Raw genomic sequence first — 19,679 nt, 5'->3', positions numbered from 1 at the left:
GGGGGCGGCTTTCCCCCCACCGAAACCAGAAAAATGAGCTCAGACAAATGCTGCGATCGGGGCTAGGATATTTGTCGTTTTATCAAACTATCACAATCAACCACCCTGTTTGTCATTCCGTAGGAATCTCAACACTGCTGTTTAAAAAACTTAGTCTAGATTCCTACGGAATGACAAACCGTGCGGTGACTTATTCTTTCATTTCATTTAATAAAAAGGATTCTTCACAATAAAAAAAACAACTCAAAAACCTTTATCTTTACAACCTTTAAAAAACAGCTATGAAAGATTTAATGGGTAAGGCGATCTGGGATCATTTTCACAACGAAAATCCTGAAGATCTGCAAACTGAAACTTCAATTTCCGAACTGGATGAGCTTCCTGTAAACTATCTTTTTCGGGACTTCGAAGAAATGAATGAGATCGAACAAAAAGCCCTCGGATTATCCCAAGGAAAAGTTCTGGATATCGGATCAGGAGCGGGTTCGCATTCTTTGTATCTTCAAAATGATATGAATTTGGATGTTTTAGCATTAGATATTTCACCAAAATCTATTGAAGTTGCCAAATTAAGAGGAGTTCAAAAAACAATTTGCAAAAATATCCTTGATTTTTCAGGTGATACTTTTGATACGATCTTACTGTTAATGAACGGAACAGGAATTTTTGAAAGCTTAACAAAAATTGATAATTACCTTAAAAAATTACATTCATTATTAAACGAAAATGGTCAGATTTTAATCGATAGCACCGATATTTTATATATGTTCGACCGCGATCAAGACGGCGGAGTTTACATTCCTGCGGGCGGATATTACGGTGAATTGGATTATACCGTTCATTATAAAGGAGAATCGGAAGATCCTATAAAATGGCTGTATCTCGATTTTAATACATTGAAAAATGCCGCTGAAAATAATGGATTTATTATTGAAAAAATATTGCAGGATGAGGATGCTTATCTGGCAAAACTTATGAAGAAATAGCTGTCATTGCGAACAGACTAAAGGTCTGCGAACATAGTTCAGAAGCGACGAAACAATCTCATGATGATATTAAACCATCAAGTTAACCACCACGTTTGTCATTCCGTAGGAATCTAAACAATGATTTTTACAATTCAATCTCTATAAAATGAGTCTGGATTCCTACGGAATGACAAGCGTGATGGAAAGAAAAATGCTAAAAAACAAAAAAGACGCATTTTATGCGTCTTTTTTTATCTAAAATAGTGAAATACTATCCAATCTCGATACCGTTCTCAACAGTTTCATCAGGAGTTACAAAAGATAACTTTCCGTCTGCTTTTGTCGTTAATAACAACATTCCCTGAGATTCAATTCCTCTGATTTTTCTTGGAGCAAGATTTAATAAAATCATTACTTGCTTTCCAATCACTTCTTCCGGAGTAAAACTTTCTGCTATCCCTGAAACGACTGTTCTTACGTCTACACCTGTATCTACTTTAAGTTTCAACAGTTTATCAGCTTTTTCTACTTTTTCAGCTTCTAAAATGGTAGCCGTTCTAAGATCGATTTTTGTAAAATCATCAAAAGTGATTTCGTCTTTCATAGGATTTGCGTTAGGGTTTGTTTTTTTATTGTTTTGTTTTGTTTGTTCAAGCTTTTCTACTTGAGCATTAATTACTTTATCTTCAATTTTGGAATAAATTAAAGGAGCGTTTTCGACAATTTTATGTCCCGCTTCAATTAAAACTTTTGAATTTTCAACCGTATTCCAATCTAATTGTTTAACATTAAAAATATCGTAAATTTTTTGAGCTGTAAAAGGAAGGAATGGCTCAGCTAAATTTCCTAATGCAACTGCAATCTGAGCTCCAATGAATAAGGTATTTTTAGTTTTTTCTACATCATTCTCAAATGTTTTCCAAGGTTCTTCAGCTTGAAGATATCCGTTTCCAAATCTTGCTAAATTCATGAAAGCTGTTAAAGCATTTCTAAATTCATAATTGTCTAGATAATTTCTAATTTCAACTGCACTTTTACTAATTTGTTCAAGTTCAGGAGCGTTAATGTTTCCTTCGGGAACTTTACCCTCGAAGAATTTATTAATTAAAACAGCAACACGATTAATGAAATTTCCAAAAATATTTACTAATTCAGAATTATTTTTCGTCTGAAAATCTTTCCATGTAAAATTATTATCCTTTGTTTCCGGAGCAGAAGACAATAAAGCATATCTCAAAACATCTTGCTGCCCTGGGAAATCTTCAACATATTCATGTGCCCAAACCGCCCAGTTTCTTGAAGTTGAAATTTTATCGTTTTCAAGATTCAAAAATTCAAAAGCTGGAACATTTTTCGGCATAATATAATCTCCGTGAGCCTTCATCATTGCAGGGAAAATAATACAGTGAAACACAATATTATCCTTTCCGATAAAATGAACTAAATCACTTTCTTCGCTTTGCCAATAATCTTTCCAGTTTTTTCCGTTTTTCTCAGCCCATTCTTTAGTGAACGAAATATATCCGATCGGTGCATCAAACCAAACGTAAAGCACTTTTCCTTCTGCATTCGGAAGCGGAACAGGAACTCCCCAGTTCAGATCTCTGGTCATGGCGCGAGGTTTTAAGCCGTCATTTAACCAAGACTTAACCTGTCCGTAAACGTTGGGTTTCCAGTCGTCTTTATGACCTTCAATGATCCATTCATTAAGGAAATCTTCGTATTCATTTAAAGGTAAATACCAGTTTTTTGTTTCTTTTAATATAGGAACATTTCCGCTCAACATTGATTTTGGATTGATCAATTCTGACGGAGAAAGGGTAGAACCGCATCTCTCGCACTGATCGCCGTAAGCGTTTTCGTTGCCACAATTCGGGCAGGTTCCTACAATATATCTGTCGGCCAAGAATTCATTAGCCTGTTCATCAAAATACTGTTCAGAAACTTCTTCCGTAAATTTTCCTTTGTCATGCAGGGTTCTGAAGAAATCCTGACTCGTCTGATAATGCTTTTTAGAAGTCGTTCTTGAATATTCATCAAAAGAAATTCCCAAATCTGAAAAAGATTTTTTTATAACTTCATGATATTGATCTACAATATGTTGTGGAGTTACTCCCTCTTTTTTTGCTCTTATGGTAATAGGAATTCCATGCTCATCTGAGCCACAGATAAACGCTACATCTTTTCCTGATCTTCTCTGAAATCTTGCGTAAACATCCGCAGGAATATAGACACCTGCCAAATGCCCTATATGAACCGGTCCGTTTGCATAAGGCAAAGCTGCCGTAATCATCTTTCTGTTTGACATTTATAGTAAAGTTTTAACTGCAAAGATAAGGAATTCTCCTGAAAACCCCTCTTTCTCTCGTTTTTAAAAACCTTTTAATGTTTATTGAACTAAGGAATATTACATTTAGTTAAACAAATGTTTAACTTTTTGTTAAATGTCCTGTACTGTTATGTTTTGCATAATTTAATATAAATAACTGTAAGATAGCTTTTTAATGAAAAATCAACGTTTAATGTACATAAATTTATCTAAATTTATAATAATTTTATGATAATTATAATTTTTTTATAAATTGCAAAGCTGGCTTGTTGCCAAATTTACTATAAAAACGAAACTATATAAAAAAACGATATTGTGAAAAATTTTACAACGGTATTAAAAATTGCGCCTGCATTTCTACTGGCAAGTACAATGATTCATGCGCAGACAAAAGACTCTACTACAAAGGAGAAAAAAATAGAGGAGGTTGTTTTGATTGGTTATGGGAAGCAAAAAAAGACGGATCTTACGGGATCCATATCTTCGATTACATCTAAAGATTTTAATGGAGGGGCCTCAACTGCCGATCAATTAATTGTTGGTAAAACTCCAGGGGTACAAATTACTGGTAACAGTGGTGCTCCTGGTTCGGGTTCTACTATTAGAGTAAGGGGTGGATCTTCATTTATTAACAATGATCCATTAATTGTAATAGATGGTGTTCCTATCGATTTTAATAGCTTGAGTGGTGCTACTAATCCATTATCATTGATCAATCCAAATGATATCGAAACGTTTGATATCTTAAAGGATGCTTCTTCAGCAGCGATTTATGGTAACAGAGCTTCGAACGGGGTTATTTTAATTACTACCAAAAAAGGAACTACGGGAAAATTTAGGGTGAATTTCAATACGAATTTTTCTGTTTCCACTAAAATGGGTAATGTAGATGTTTTAGATGCGGATCAGTTCAGAGATTTTGTAAATACTTATGGAACAGCTTTACAAAAATCCTATTTAGGAACAGCGAATACAAATTGGCAAGACCAAATTTATCAACAAGCTTGGGGAACCGATAATAATGTTGCTTTTTCAGGTGGTGTTAAAGGATTACCTTACAGAGTCTCTTTAGGATATAATGAACAAAATGGAATTGTACGAACAAATGAATTCAGAAGAACATCATTAGGCTTAAATTTTTCGCCTAAATTCTTTGATAATCATTTAACAGTTAATGGTAATTTTAAAGGTACTTTTTCTGAAAACAGATTCCCTGATGCTGGAGCAATTGGAGCTTCTATTTATTTTGATCCCACACAGCCTGTATTTTCAGGAAACTCTAATTATGGAGGATATTATGAATGGCTGGATCCGGCTAACTCAGCAACTGGGTTGAATGTAAATGGAACTAGAAATCCACTGGGATTATTATATAGTAAAAGAGATTTATCTTCTGTTTTCAGGGTTATTCCAAGTTTACAACTAGATTATAAATTTCATTTTTTGCCTGATTTAAGATTAAATATTACAGGATCATATGATTATGCAAAAAGTGATGGATCGGTAAATGTGTCTAAGGATTATGCTCAAGGAATTGGAACTTTAGGCTCTTATCGTTCATATTCTCAAGAGATTAAGAGTAAATTATTTGAGTCTTATTTAAATTATGTAAAAAAGATTAGTGCAATTAATACCAATGTAGATATTATTGGAGGTTACTCATATCAGGATACCCGTTCAATCACTCCTGAAGCTCCAACATATTACGGGAATGGTCAAAAAACTGATTTTTCAACTGCAGGTGATACACAAAGAACTTTGTTATCATTTTATGCAAGAGGTATCTTTACTATTGCAGATAAATATGTTATCAATGGATCAATCAGGAGGGATGGTTCTTCAACTTTTTGGAATGGAGTTGATAAAAATCAATTGTGGGGGAATTTTCCGGCTGTATCGGTTGCATGGAAGATTAATGAAGAAAGTTTCTTAAAAAGCATTTCATCAATTAATTCATTAAAAATAAGAGCTGGCTGGGGTAAGACAGGACAACAGGAAACTGGAAGCTTCTATCCTGCTTTTGGTTCTTATTCTTATAGCAACAGCAGTACAGCACAATATCAGTTTGGAAATAGTTTCTATACTTTACTTCGTCCTGATGTTTACAATCCTAATTTGGTTTGGGAAACGACAACAACAAAAAATTTAGGTTTAGATTTTGCGATTTTTAATAATAGAATTAGTGGTTCTGTAGATTATTTTGATAAAAAGTCTGAAAATCTTATTGCAAAAGTACCTACTTGGGCGGGTGATTTAAGTAATTTTAATATTAAGAACGTTGGAGTTATTGCAAATAAAGGTCTTGAAGCTAATTTAAATATAATTCCGATTAAAAATGAAACTGTAACTTGGGATGTGAATTTTAATGCAACCAGATTTAATCCGAAAGTTACAAGCTTATCTCAATATGTAGACTCTTCATATAAAATTTCAGTAGGAACACTTACAGGTATTAACAATTATATCCAAGCGATTACAGTAGGTCAGCCACTTAATGCATTTTATGTTTATCAGCAGGTTTATGATAACAATGGAAAACCACTTGAAGGTGTTTATGTGGACAGAAATGGTGACGGAAAATCTACAGAAGACGATAAGTATTTCTATAAATCCCCCAATCCTGACGTAATCTTAGGATTTTCTACAAAAGTAAGTGTGAAAAAATGGGAATTTAGTACGGCGCTTAGAGCTGTTTTAGGAAATTATGTTTATAATAATTCAGCTTCTAATAGTTCTATTGCAAATATTCAGAATAATAATTTCTTGAGTAATACTAATTCAAGTGTATTAACTACTCAGTTTGCAGCAACACAATTATTCTCTGATATGTTCATTGAAGATGCGTCATTCTTAAGAATGGATAATTTTTCGATCGCATACAATGCAGGAGAATTTATGGGTAAAGGAACAAATTTAAGAGTAAATGCAATGGCACAAAATGTATTTGTAATTACAAAATATAAAGGTATTGATCCGGAAGTTTTTGGAGGAATTGATAATGGATTCTATCAAAGACCTAAAGTGTATTCAGTTGGCTTTAACTTTCAATTTTAATTAACATGAAAAATAAATATTTATATAAAAAAATAATTTTAGGGTCTATTACTTTAGGGACTCTGTTCTTTGCAGGTTCTTGTACACAAGACCTTGAAAGAGAACCTAGCTTAGGACTTACTTCTTCTGTATTATACAAAGATTTTAATAATTATAAACCAGCTTTAGCTAAAATCTATGCAGGATTAGCAATTGGTGGGCAGGGAGATCAGAATAATGCTGATGGAAATACTGATATAGGTGGTATTGACGGTGGTTTTTCAAACTATCTTCGTCAAATATACAGCATGCAGGTATTGACGACGGATGAAGCTGTTATTGCCTGGGCAGATTCAGGTCTTCCAGATATGCATAATATGACTTGGAATTCTTCTAATCCTTTTGTTGCAGCGATTTATTACAGGATATTCAATGTAATAGCTGTAAGTAATGAATTTATCAAAAATACCACAGATGAAAAACTTTCTACAAATGGTATTACAGGAAACAATCTTACAGAAGCAAAATATATGCGAGCAGAAGCTCGTTTTTTAAGAGCACAATCTTATTATCATGCATTAGATTTATTCGGAAATGTACCCTATGTAACAGAAACTACTGATATTATTAGCAGTCCACCGCCAAGGATTGCTCGAGCAGAATTGTTCAAATATGTAGAAGCTGAATTATTAGCTTGTGCAAATGATCTTAAAGATGCAAAAACGAATGAGTACGGTAGAGCAGATAAGGCTGCAGCTTGGTCTTTATTGGCAAGATTATATTTAAACGCACAAGTTTATACAGGTACAGGAAGATATACAGACTGTATTACATACTGTAATAAAGTGATCAGTGCGGGATATTCATTAAAACCAAACTATGGTTCATTATTTATGGCAGATAATAACATAAGTAATCCTGAAGTTATTTTGTCAGTAAACTATGATGGTACAAGTACAAAGACTTATGGAGGATCAACTTTTATGGTGCATGCTGCAGTTGGAGGATCAATGCCTGCTTCTCAGTTTGGGATCAATGGAGGTTGGGGTGGTTTAAGAACTACAAAATCATTGGTTAATTTATTTGCAGGTTCTCCAAATGATCAAAGAGGAAACTTCTATACTGCTGGTCAGAATTTAGAGATAAATAATGTGTCAACTTTTACAGATGGTTATGCATTTATTAAATATAAGAATATAAAGTTTGCTAATGGAAATTCTGGATCAGATGCATCCGGTAATTTTGTAGACGCAGATATTCCTTTATATCGTCTAGCTGATATTTATTTAATGTATGGTGAAGCTGTTACACGAGGTGGAACCGGAGGAGATATAGCAACTGCATTAGGATATGTAAATGCTTTAAGAACAAGAGCTGGAGGAAATTCTGTTGGATCAATTAATACTGATTTTTTCTTGGATGAGAGATCAAGAGAAATGTCTTGGGAAGGAACAAGAAGAACTGATTTAATTCGTTATGGCAAATTTACATCAGGTACTTATCTATGGCCTTGGAAAGGAGGTGTGAAAGATGGTAAAGCAGTTGAAGATTACAGAAACCTGTTCCCGATTCCATCTAATGATATTGTTGCAAATCCTAATTTGGTTCAAAATCCTGGATATTAACCTTAAAAACACTTTAAAATGAAACATTTATTTAAAATATTAACACTTTTTGTAGTAGCCTTTTTTGTAGCTTCTTGTGAAAAAGATGAAGATCAGGCTGTTTTGCAAAATCCATCTGCATCTAATCTTAAGGCAGATAAGACAAACCTAGTATTAATTAAAGATAATGAAGCTCAAACAGCAATTACTTTTGACTGGAAATCTCCTGATTATGGAGTAGCCGTAGCTCAAAAGAATCAATTACAAATAGCAGTAAAAGGAACAAATTTTGCTAGTCCAAAAAATGTAGATTTAGCAGATGGAACGGTGAAAGTTAGCTATACTGTTGCTGAATTTAATAATATGATGTTAGATGCTGGACTTGCTCCTGGCTTAGCTACCAATATTGAAGTGAGATTATCTTCAAAATTAGGAAGTTATGATGCAATCAAATCTAATATATTGACAATTAGTGCTACACCTTATATGACAGCTTATCCTTCATTTTATATTGTAGGAGATGCTTCAGCAGTAGGTTGGGATGCTGCAACATCACAATTGCTTTACAAAAAGGATAACCTTTCAACAATCTATACTTATTTGGAAAATGGAAAAACGTTCAGGTTCTTGGGTCAGCAAGATTGGGGACCAACAAATTACAGTCTAGATGCTACAGGAATGAACGCTGGTAATAAATATTTTAAAACTTGGTCTGCAAATTTAGCTGCATCTACTCCTGAAAACATCCAATTCAATGGAGCAACAGGAATGTATAAAGTTGTTATTGATGCAGATGCAACAGTAAAATCGATTACAGTTTCGGCTTCTTCAGTGAACAACTGGAATCCAGCAAACGTTTATTTAGTAGGTACTGTAAACGGTTGGAATGCAGGGACGGCAATCCCAATGACAAGTTTAGGCAACGGAAAATTTGAATATACTGTGGCTCTTCCAGCAGCCTCTGAATTTAAATTTTTAGGACAACAAAGTTGGGGAGATTTAGATTGGGGAAATATTACGGCTGATGGAAACACTGGATATTTAGGACCAAAAGGAAGTAATGGAAATATTAAGTTTGATGGAACAGGTGGAAATTATAAAATTTCTGTTAACGTAAAAATGGGAACATATAAAATACAACCGCTCTAGTATTAATTTAAATCAAATTTAAACAGCAAAGTGTTGCTTTTCGGCAGCACTTTCTTTATTTTTAAAGTTTATAAATTGTCAATATGAAGAAAATTACAATTGGAGCGCTTTTGCTCTCAATGATGTTTGTAGGTGTAAATGCACAATCTTTAAAATCGCCGGACGGAAAGTTTGAAATGAGCTTCCAGCTAAAACAGGGAGTACCGTATTACAACCTGAAATACAACGGCAATATAGTGGTTGAAGATTCTAAATTAGGTTTAAGACTATTCAAAGATACTTCTATAAAATTCGCTTCTGAAATCGCAAAACCGGAAGATGCAAAATTCGATCTGAACAATGGTTTTACAAAAACAGACGAAAAAAGAGATTCAAAAAACGAAACTTGGCAGCCTGTTCTTGGTGAAAAGAAAAGCTATATCAATAATTATAACGAATTGGCGGTTACACTTAATCAGGCGTCGGCTGACAGAAGTATTGTTGTAAAATTCAGATTATTTAATGATGGGTTGGGATTCAGATATGAGTTTCCACAGCAGAAAAACCTGAATTATTTCACCATCCGTGAAGAAGATTCTGAAATCGATTTCCCGACAGATATGAAAGCATGGTGGATCGTTGCAGATTATGACTCGCAGGAATATCAGTATCAGGAAACAAAAATTTCTGAAATCCCTGCAAGATGGGATAAAGCCTTTGATGCAAATGCGTCTCAGACCTTGATCAAAAATGCAGTTCAGTCTCCTTTAATGTTGAAAAAAGAAGGAAAAGAACCTTTATATATCAACGTTGCGGAAGCTGCGGTTTTAGATTATCCGGCTTCTCATCTGGAAGTTGATGCTCAGAATTTTAGACTTAAAACACATTTAACAGCCGATAGACAAGGAGCAAAAGGATATATTCAGACCCCGTCTGTGACGCCTTGGAGAACGATTATCGTTGCGCCAAAAGCAGAAGAAGTAATGGCTTCAAAGATGATTTTTAATCTTAATGAGCCGACAAAATATAAAGATACGTCTTATATTCATCCAACAAAATATATGGGTGTTTGGTGGGAAATGATTATTGGGAAATCTCAATGGGCTTACGGACAACCGGAATCGAATGTTCGTATTGGAGTGACAGATTTTTCTAAATTAGCTCCAAATGGAAAACATGCTGCCAACAATACAAAAGTTAAAGAATATATAGATTTCGCATCAGAAAACGGCTTTCAGGGATTATTAATTGAAGGTTGGAATGTTGGTTGGGAAGACTGGTTCGGTCATTCAAAAGAATTTGTTTTCGACTTTATCACACCTTATCCTGATTTTGACATTAAAATGTTAAATGAATATGCTCATTCAAAAGGAATTAAGCTAATCATGCACCATGAAACTTCAGGTTCTGCAACGAACTATGAAAGATGGGCAGACAAAGCTTACCAATTGATGAACAAATATGGTTATGATGCAGTAAAAACTGGTTATGTAGGAGATATGATCCCAAGAGGAGAACATCATTATTCTCAATGGACTATCAACCATTTCTACAGGATTGCAGAGAAAGCCAATGAATATAAAATCATGGTAAATTCTCACGAATCTGTTCGTCCGACAGGAGAAAGCCGTACTTATCCGAACTACATTTCTGCAGAGGCAGCTCGTGGAACGGAATACGAAGCATTCGGAGGAAATAATCCTGATCACCAGACAATTCTTCCGTTTACAAGATGGATGGGTGGTTCTATGGACTACACGCCGGGAATTTTCCAGACAAAATTAGATTACTATTTCCCTGGAGATAAGCGTTTTGTGAAAACAACTCTGGTAAAGCAGTTAGCTCTTTATGTGGTAATGTATATGCCTCTTCAAATGGCGGCTGATTTACCTGAGAACTACAAAAAGCACATGGATGCCTTCCAGTTTATTAAAGACGTTGCGGCTGATTGGGATGATACAAAAATCTTATCGGCTGAGCCTGGAGACTATATCATAACTGCAAGAAAAGCAAAAGGAACAGAAAATTGGTTCGTTGGCGGAATTACAGACGAAAACAAGCGTGATTATACCGTAGATTTCTCTTTCCTGGATAAAGGCAAAAAATATGAAGCAACGATCTATGAAGATGGAAAAGATGCTGATTACATCGACAATCCTCAAAGCTATAATATTTATAAAAAGGAAATTACAAGTAAATCTAAAATTAATTTCAAAATGGTAAGAAGTGGTGGGTTTGCTGTATCAATTAAGCCTGTAAATTAATTTAAATATCTACATTATCAATAGAAGTGCCATGTCATCCTGAGCGGAGTCGAAGGAAGCCCACTTTTAACAACGATATACAAATGGCTTTAGCCAAAACCTAAAAACCTTACAGATAATATAGAATCTGTAAGGTTTTTAAATCACAAAACAATTACAAATGAAAAAATTATACACAATTATTGCCCTCTCAACAGCGGTCATTGCTTTTTCACAAATTCAGAAAGTAGAACCTGCTTTCTGGTGGAAAGGAATGAAAAATCCTGAACTGCAGATTTTAGTCTACGGAAAAGATATTGCTAAAAATGAAATCGAACTTTCAGACGGAGTTCAGATAAAAGATATTCAAAAAGTAGAGAATCCCAACTATGTTTTTGTAACAATAAATACAAACGAAATCAACGTTCCCAAGTTTAAGATTACTATTAAAAACAGTAAAAAAAATATTGATTCTTATACCTATGAATTAAAACAACGAAATCCCAACTCCGCAAACAGAGAATCTTACACGTCAAAAGATGTAATGTATCTAATAATGCCGGATCGTTTTGCCAACGGTGATGAAAAAAACGATTCAATGCCAAATTTAACGGAAAAAGCCAACAGATCACTTCCAAACGGGCGACACGGCGGAGATTTGCGCGGAGTGATCAACAATCTTGATTATATTCAAAATCTTGGTGCAACCTCAGTTTGGTTAACGCCTGTGAATGAAGATAACGAAAAAGTCTATTCTTATCACGGTTACGCCCAAACAGATTTATACAAAATCGACGGACGTTACGGAACCAACGAAGAATATAAAGAACTTTCCCAAAAATTGAACAAAAGAAACATGAAACTGGTGATGGATTACGTCACCAATCATTGGGGAATTTCTCATTGGATGATCAAAGATCTGCCTACAAAAGATTGGATTCACTGGTTTAACGATGGTGAAAACGGTTTCAAACGTTCCAATTACAAAACGACAACACAATTCGATACAAACGCCTCCGAAATTGACAAAAAAGTGGCTCTTGACGGATGGTTTGATACCACAATGCCCGATATTAATCAAAAAAATCCGTTGGTTTTAAAATATTTAATCCAAAACGCAATCTGGTGGATAGAATACGCTGAATTGGGTGGTTTCCGTGTTGATACTTACCCATATAATGATAAAGAAGCGATGGCAAAATGGGCGAAAGCGATTACTGATGAATATCCGAAATTCAATATTGTCGGAGAAACCTGGTTGAGTACGGCAGGACAGATTTCTGCTTGGCAAAAGGATTCAAAAACCGGAGAAGCAGCAAATTATAATTCATATCTTCCCTCTGTAATGGATTTTATGCTGTACAGTGATTTACCAAAAGCATTGAAGGAAAATGAAGGCTGGGACACAGGAATGAATAGAATTTACAATAGTTTCAGCAGTGATTTTCTTTATCCCGATATTAATAATGTAATGGTTTTCTTTGAAAATCACGACACAGAAAGATGGAACGAGATTTTTAATGATGATCCGAAGGCTTACAAATTAGGCCTAACTTTAATCTCAACCGTTCGTGGAATTCCACAAATCTACTACGGTTCCGAAGTTGGGATGCGCGGTGACAAAAATAAAGGCGGCGATGCAGATATCCGTAGAGATTTTCCTGGTGGCTGGAAATCGGATCAGCAAAATGCTTTAAATCCTTCAACTCAAACCCCTGAACAGAAAGAATTTTATGGGTTTACTCAAAAACTATTAAATTGGAGAAAAGGGAAAGAAGTCATTCACACCGGAAAAACTAAAAATTTCGTCCCTCAGAATAATGTTTTTGTGTATTTTAGATATAATGAAAAAGAAAGTGTGATGGTGGTTTTAAATAATAATGAAAAAGAACAGACAGTAGACCTAAAACATTTTGCAGAATCTTTAAACGGGTTTACAAAAGGTAAAGAAGTAATTTCAGGAAAAGAACTTTCTTTACAAAATAACTTAACGATTCCTGCAAAAAATTCAATGATTATTGAATTAAAATAAAATACTAACAACACAAATTTTTCACGAATTTCCACAAATTATTAGTGCCGTTCGTGAAAAAATTAGAGCCATTTGTGTTGAGAAAACGAAAAAAATAATTTAAATATGAAAAAAACTAAAATATTTTTTGCCTTAATACTTTTTGTTTTAACCTTTACAACAATTTCGGCTCAGTCAAAATTTGAAAAAGAAAAAACCGAAATCGGGACAATGCTCGACGGTTTTAATGTCGCTGCAGCAAAAGCTGATTTTACAGCTTATTTTAATTATTATGCCGACGAATCTACTTTTATCGGAACAGATGCGACTGAAGTTTGGGATAAAAAAGAGTTTATGGTTTGGGCAAAACCTTATTTCGACAAAAAGAAAACCTGGAATTTTACTTCATTAAAACGAAATATCTACTTTAGCAAAGACGGAAAACTGGCTTGGTTTGATGAATTATTGGATACACAAATGAAAATCTGCCGTGGTTCCGGAGTTGTAGAAAAAATAAACGGCGCCTGGAAAGTGAAGCAATATGTCCTTTCTGTAACCGTTCCAAACGAAATTGTAGATAAAATAGTGGTTGAAAAAACTCCTATCGAAGATGTATTAATCAAAAAATTAAAAGCTAAATAATGGAGTCGTCATATAGTTCACTTTCAAGAAGAAAAAAACCGAATCTTTCTATAGCTCAAATTATCAATATGAGCATGGGATTTCTGGGAATTCAGATGGCTTTCGGTTTACAGAATGGAAATGCGAGCAGGATTTTGGCCAATTTGGGAGCTGATGTTCACGAATTGTCATGGTATTGGCTGGTTGCTCCATTTACAGGATTGATCGTTCAGCCAATCATCGGGCATATGGGTGACAACACCTGGAGTCCGCTTGGAAGAAGAAAACCCTACTTTTTAATTGGTGCGATCCTTTGTGCGATCGGCTTGGTATTACTTCCCAATGCAGCGACGGTTACTCATATGTTTGCAGCAAATGCTCTTTTATTGGCTGTTGTTTTCCTTGCTATGATGGATGCTTCCGTGAATATTGCGATGGAACCTTTCAGAGCTTTAGTCGGAGATATGCTTCCAAAACATCAGGGAACATTAGGATTTTCAATTCAGACCATTTTAATTGGGATAGGAGCGGTTATTGGTTCGTATGTTCCAAGTTTGCTGACTAAATTAGGAGTGTCGAATGAAGCTCCGAAAGGGTTTGTCGGTGACAATGTGATCTATTCTTTCTATGTTGGAGCCGGATTATTGATCTTCACGATACTTTACACGATTATTACCACTAAAGAATATTCTCCGAAAGAATTTGCAGAGTTTGAAGATGGAAAAGAAGTCGTAGAGGAAAAATCGAAATTCAGCGATATTTTCAAGGATTTTGCTAATATTCCTGCTCAAATGAAGAAACTGGGAATCGTTCAGTTTTTCTCTTGGTTTGCTTTGTTTACGATGTGGGTTTTTACAACAAGTGCTCTGGCAACCCATCATTTCGGACTTTCTCCTGAAGATACTCATTCCAAGGCATTTAATAACGCAGGAGATTTAACGGGTGAATTATTTGGAATGTATAATCTGTGGGCAATTCCATTCGCTTTTTTACTGACACCAATTGCAAAATGGATCGGAAAAAAACAAACCCATGCTTTAGCTTTGGCTTGTGGTGGATTAGGATTGATTTCCATGTATTTTATAAAAGATGTTAATCATCTTTGGATTTCAATGATAGGATTGGGCTTTGCCTGGGCGAGTATTTTAGCAATGCCTTATGCGATGCTGATCGAAGTTATTCCACAAAAGAAAATGGGAGTTTATATGGGGATTTTCAACTTTTTTATTGTAATTCCGCAAATTATCAATGGACTTTTCGGAGGACCGATTGTAAGTAATATTTTCGGAAATCAAGCAATGGATTATGTTGTGGTTGGTGGCGTTTGCATGTTGTTGGGAGCAGTTCTTACCATGATTTTTATTAAATCTGAACATGAAACTCCAAAAGAAATTGAAGAAGAAATTCAACAGGTACATTTTTAATGAAATTAGGAATTAATTTTTGATAATGCACTAAATTTCCCTTCCTTGAAGGGATGGATTTTTGTGAAACAAAAAGACGGGGTAATCAATAAATTCAACATTAAAAAATTCCTTAAAACTTAAACTTTTAAACATTAAAAGGAGCGGGCTTTAGCCCGCTTCTTCATTAATCCAACAGAAGGCTTTAGCCAAAACTTAAAATAATATCTGAATTTTACACTCAGTATGTAATCTGGTTTCTAATATCTAAAATCTAATATCTATTTACACAATCTATTGAATTTTAATTTTTAATTAAGCTAGTCGTAGTTTTTAATCTCTAATTTAGATAGATTAAATTTTTAAAATGTACGACATCATTATAATAGGAAGCGGAGCAGGAGGTGCCACAATGGCTTATCGATTGGCAGATACAGGAAAAAAAATTCTCATTGTTGAAAGAGGAGATTATGTTCCTGTAGAAAAAGAGAATTGGGATTCTGTTGAAGTTTTCCAGAAAAATAGATATACAACGACGGATTTGTGGCTTGACAAACATAATAAGCCGTTTCGTCCGGGAATGCATTACAATGTTGGCGGAAATACCAAATTTTACGGTGCAGCTTTATTCCGTTTAAGAGAAGAAGATTTTAAAGAAATACAACATTATGGCGGGATTTCCCCAGCTTGGCCCATTCAATATCAGGATTTAAAGGATTATTATCTCGAAGCAGAAAAATTATTTCACGTTCATGGTAAAAGAGGATCAGATCCTACAGAACCTTTTGATTCCGAGCCTTATCCAAATCTGCCATTGCCGCACGAACCAAGAATTCAGGAAGTTGTGGATGAATTATCTAATTATGGATGGCATCCGTTTAATTTACCGATTGGAGTTAATTTTAAACCCCATGAAACCGCAAATGCACCTTATACTTTAGACCGTTTCGATGGTTTTCCTGATGCAGCAGAGAGAAAAGGTGATGCTCATCTTTGTTCGCTGGCAAAAGCATTGGAATATCCGAATGTTGAATTGATGGTCAATACAAAAGTGTCGCGATTGAATATAAATGAAGAAGGATCCAGGATCACCGAAATTGTTGTCGAACAAAACGGAGAAACAAAAACTTTAACTTCTGATGTAGTTATTCTTTCTGCAGGCGCAATTAATTCTGCAGCGCTTCTTTTGGAAAGTAAAAGTGAAAAATTCCCCAATGGACTTGCCAATTCATCAGATCAGGTTGGAAGAAATTATATGTTTCATCAAAATACAGCATTGGTCGCGTTGTACACCGAACCCAATCATACAAAATTCGGGAAAACTTTTGGAATTAATGATTTTTACCATGCCAGTAAAGACTATGAATTTCCTTTGGGACACATCCAAATGCTGGGCAAATCAGATGAACATCAGATTAAAGCAGATAGCCCGATTGCAGCACCGGGATTTACATTTGAATTAATGGCGGAACACGCCGTAGATTTTTGGTTGACTTCAGAAGATTTGCCCGATCCGGATAACAGAGTGACGGTCGAGAAAGGACAAATTAAAATTACTTACAGCGCGAATAATGAAAAAGGACACGAATTTCTGAAAGCAGAATTAATCAAAGCGTTGAAAGCTTCCGGTAAATTTGAAAGTTTTTTATTTAAAGGAATTTATTTCAGCAAAGGAATGGATATCGCTTCACCTGCTCATCAAAACGGAACCACAAAAATGGGATTGGATCCTAAAACTTCGGTTGTAGATATAAATTGCAAAGCACACGATTTAGAAAATCTTTACATTGTCGATGGTGGATTTTTCGTGTCAAGTGGTGCTGTAAATCCTGCCTTGACAATCATTGCAATGGCATTGAGAGTGGGAGATTATCTTAAAAACAATGTCTTAATATCATGAATTCCAGAATAGTCCAAATTGTTATCATCTTTTTATTGGCTTTCTTTACGGGAGTTAATTTTGTCGTATTTCCGGCTTTGGGAACGGCTTTTACGGATGTTTCTGTTTTTGGGCTTTCACCGTCACAGTTTGGAAATTTGTTTATTCCACAGGTGATTTGTATTATCATTTCGTGTTTGGGAACGCCGTTTTTGGTGAATAAACTCGGTCCGAAAATCATTTTGGCAGCCGGGTTATTATTGATGACTACTTCAACAGGAATTTTGTGGTTGCTTCAGTTTTTCATGAATGATAAATCGTTACTGTTTCCAATATTAATGATTTTAGTAGCGTTCACAGGCTCAGGTTTTGGACTAGCCATTACGACTTTGAATCCTTTAGCAGCAAGTTTATTTGAAAAAAATAAATCCTTCGCAATTTTAATACTGCAATTTTTGGTAGGCTTGGGAACTTCAACTTCTCCAATGATGATGAATTTAATTGGAAATGTAGAAAACTGGATGTACGTTCCGGCAAGTATCTTTGTTTTGGTTTCAATAATTTTTATTCTCTTTTTATTTTTAAAACTGGAAAAAGGAACATTTTTCGAGCTTCCCAAACATTTTAAAATTCCTTCAAAATTATGGATCTTCTTTATCGCGATCGTTTTGTACGGCTTTATTGAAGGTACTTTCGGGAGTTTTGGAGCGATAATTCTTAAAAATCAAGGATTAGATAATAAAGCGAGTTTAGGATTATCACTATTCTGGGGCGGAATAGCTTTAAACCGTCTGCTTTTTGGGATTTTCTCAAAAAATAATGATCTGTCTTACTTATTTCTGTTTTCACCTTTAATCGTCGCGGGATTACTTTTACTATTATTATTGTATCCAAATGTCAGTCTAATTGTATTAATGATGTTCTTGATAGGGTTTTTCATGGGAAGTATATTTCCGGGATCTATCGGTTGGGGAACGGTGGAATTTCCGACCTTGTCCGTTTTAGTATCCGGATTTTTAATGGCAGCAAACCAAATCGGAACTGGAATTATCACCAATGTTTTAGGAAATTTTTCTAATCAAACCAATATTATTTTTCAGTTTTTAATCATTTGTATGGTTCTCATTTGCGTTTTACTTTTTTATTTAAAGCGAAATTCTAAAATAAAAGAAGCCTTTTAAAATAATAAAAGCGGATCAATTTGAATCCGCTTTTTAATTTACTATAATCAGATTGGCTTTAGTTTAGCCCAAACTTAATATTCTTAACAATTTAATTTAATCTTAATGGTTAAGTTTCATCATTAATTTCAATTAAACTAATTCTTCAATTTGCGCCACCGTTTTCGCTAAATTTTCATCTTTCAATTGAGGAACCATCATTCCCTGAGATTTGAAAACTTCCACATCAGTAATTCCGATGAAGGCGAATAAAGTTTTTAAATAGTGCTCCATATTTTCGATTAGCCCGTTTTCATAAACGCCGCCTATTGCAAAATTTAAGTATAATTTTTTGCCATGAATTAGACCTTTTGGAGTTCCGTCAGCATAAGAAAATGTTTTTCCGCCAACCGCAATACTGTCTATCCATGATTTTAGCGTTGATGGAAAAGTGAAGTTATAAAAAGGAACACCGATCACGATAATATCAGCTTCCTCAATTTGTTTTAAAGATTCTTCCGAATATTTTCCAGCTTCCTTCTCTTGCTCATTTTTTTCTTCATCCGGAACTCTTGAAGCACTAAAATGATGAATTTCCAAATGCGGAATCGGGTTTGCTGCCAAATCACGGGTAACAACTTTGCTGTCAGGATTTTTTTCTAACAATTGATTGATAACAGCTTGGGAAAGTTTGTTGCTTATAGAATTTTCTCCACTGATACTGGTTTGAATATTTAAAATGTTTGCCATTTTGTTTTAACTTTTTTTGTTTTTTATTACTGACAAAATTATTGTAAATTTACTTTCTAAAGTATAGTAGTTACCTAAAGGAAAGTGAAAAAATGGAAAAACAACACAATCATAAAGACTGTATGCAGGCATTGAAGCCTGTCCGCGACACCTTAGATGTTATCAATGGGAAATGGAAACTACAGATAATCATCTCTTTAAATCACGGGAATAAACGTTTCACAGAGATTGAAAGAAGCATTCCGAAGTTGACATCCAAAGTTTTAGCCAAGGAATTAAGGGAACTCGAGCAAAATGGGTTAGTTGAAAGAATAGTCAAAGACACTTATCCCGTAAGCATTGAATATTTCCCTACTGCACACACAAAAACACTTGGTCCAGTCGTAGAATCCCTGAAAGATTGGGGCGAAAATCACCGTAAACATATTTTCGGAAGCCCTGAAGAGGTCGAGAAAAACGAGTAAATATATAAGCAGCTATTCCTGAATTAAAGCATAATATTTGTCATTCAGAACGAAGCGTAGCGGAGTGAAGAATCTCATGTCTCATT

General features: G+C 34.7%; 14 protein-coding genes. 12 read left to right on the top strand and 2 right to left on the bottom strand.

The window, feature by feature from the left end; all coding sequences use genetic code 11:
* The coding region (locus ABD745_RS14610; protein ID WP_344831365.1) for a hypothetical protein at positions 1–233 on the top strand (233 nt) is incomplete at its 5' end.
* Positions 234–281: 48 nt separating this feature from the next.
* A complete protein-coding gene (locus ABD745_RS14605; RefSeq protein ID WP_344831362.1) occupies positions 282–986 on the top strand; it encodes a class I SAM-dependent methyltransferase in 705 nt (234 codons plus the stop codon).
* A 253-nt stretch (positions 987–1,239) separates the two neighbouring features.
* On the opposite strand, the gene metG is transcribed toward ABD745_RS14605, so the two are convergent.
* On the bottom strand, positions 1,240–3,276 hold the full coding sequence (gene metG / locus ABD745_RS14600) for a methionine--tRNA ligase (protein WP_344831359.1): 2,037 nt from the start codon (positions 3,274–3,276) through the stop codon (positions 1,240–1,242).
* A gap of 336 nt (positions 3,277–3,612) precedes the next feature.
* On the opposite strand from metG, the gene ABD745_RS14595 reads away from it, so the two are divergent.
* The 9 genes from ABD745_RS14595 (at position 3,613) to ABD745_RS14555 (ending at position 18,400) form a co-directional block, all read left to right on the top strand.
* Positions 3,613–6,351, top strand: coding sequence for a SusC/RagA family TonB-linked outer membrane protein (locus tag ABD745_RS14595; protein WP_344831356.1), 2,739 nt, complete (start codon positions 3,613–3,615; stop codon positions 6,349–6,351).
* Between the two features lie 5 nt (positions 6,352–6,356).
* Positions 6,357–7,955 (top strand): RagB/SusD family nutrient uptake outer membrane protein, encoded by a 1,599-nt coding sequence (locus tag ABD745_RS14590; RefSeq protein ID WP_344831354.1) that lies wholly within the window; start codon positions 6,357–6,359, stop codon positions 7,953–7,955.
* Positions 7,956–7,973: 18 nt separating this feature from the next.
* Positions 7,974–9,083, top strand: a complete 1,110-nt coding sequence (locus tag ABD745_RS14585; RefSeq protein WP_344831352.1) for a SusE domain-containing protein — start codon at positions 7,974–7,976, stop codon at positions 9,081–9,083.
* An 83-nt stretch (positions 9,084–9,166) separates the two neighbouring features.
* A complete protein-coding gene (locus ABD745_RS14580; protein WP_344831350.1) occupies positions 9,167–11,326 on the top strand; it encodes a glycoside hydrolase family 97 protein in 2,160 nt (719 codons plus the stop codon).
* A 160-nt stretch (positions 11,327–11,486) separates the two neighbouring features.
* Positions 11,487–13,337, top strand: coding sequence for a glycoside hydrolase family 13 protein (locus ABD745_RS14575; protein WP_344831348.1), 1,851 nt, complete (start codon positions 11,487–11,489; stop codon positions 13,335–13,337).
* A 105-nt stretch (positions 13,338–13,442) separates the two neighbouring features.
* Positions 13,443–13,958 carry a nuclear transport factor 2 family protein gene (locus tag ABD745_RS14570; RefSeq protein WP_344831346.1) on the top strand — a complete coding sequence of 172 codons (516 nt, stop codon included), beginning with the start codon at positions 13,443–13,445 and terminating at the stop codon, positions 13,956–13,958.
* Entirely contained in the window at positions 13,958–15,361 is a 1,404-nt protein-coding gene (locus ABD745_RS14565) for an MFS transporter (RefSeq protein ID WP_344831343.1), read from the top strand. Before ABD745_RS14570 ends, ABD745_RS14565 begins: the two co-directional genes overlap by 1 nt.
* 346 nt (positions 15,362–15,707) lie before the next feature.
* Positions 15,708–17,240 carry a GMC oxidoreductase gene (locus ABD745_RS14560; protein ID WP_344831341.1) on the top strand — a complete coding sequence of 511 codons (1,533 nt, stop codon included), beginning with the start codon at positions 15,708–15,710 and terminating at the stop codon, positions 17,238–17,240.
* Positions 17,237–18,400, top strand: coding sequence for an MFS transporter (locus ABD745_RS14555; RefSeq protein ID WP_344831339.1), 1,164 nt, complete (start codon positions 17,237–17,239; stop codon positions 18,398–18,400). Before ABD745_RS14560 ends, ABD745_RS14555 begins: the two co-directional genes overlap by 4 nt.
* Positions 18,401–18,532: 132 nt before the next feature.
* Here ABD745_RS14555 and ABD745_RS14550 read toward each other — a convergent pair whose 3' ends face one another.
* On the bottom strand, positions 18,533–19,129 hold the full coding sequence (locus ABD745_RS14550; protein ID WP_344831337.1) for an FMN-dependent NADH-azoreductase: 597 nt from the start codon (positions 19,127–19,129) through the stop codon (positions 18,533–18,535).
* Between the two features lie 92 nt (positions 19,130–19,221).
* On the opposite strand from ABD745_RS14550, the gene ABD745_RS14545 reads away from it, so the two are divergent.
* Positions 19,222–19,593, top strand: coding sequence for a winged helix-turn-helix transcriptional regulator (locus ABD745_RS14545; protein WP_344831335.1), 372 nt, complete (start codon positions 19,222–19,224; stop codon positions 19,591–19,593).
* Positions 19,594–19,679 lie beyond the last annotated feature (86 nt).

The sequence above is a fragment of the Chryseobacterium ginsenosidimutans genome (assembly GCF_039536845.1).
GTDB classification, from domain to species: domain Bacteria; phylum Bacteroidota; class Bacteroidia; order Flavobacteriales; family Weeksellaceae; genus Chryseobacterium; species Chryseobacterium ginsenosidimutans_B.
The sequence above is the reverse complement of the archived record's forward strand: the minus strand, read 5'-3'. Positions and strand labels throughout refer to the sequence as shown.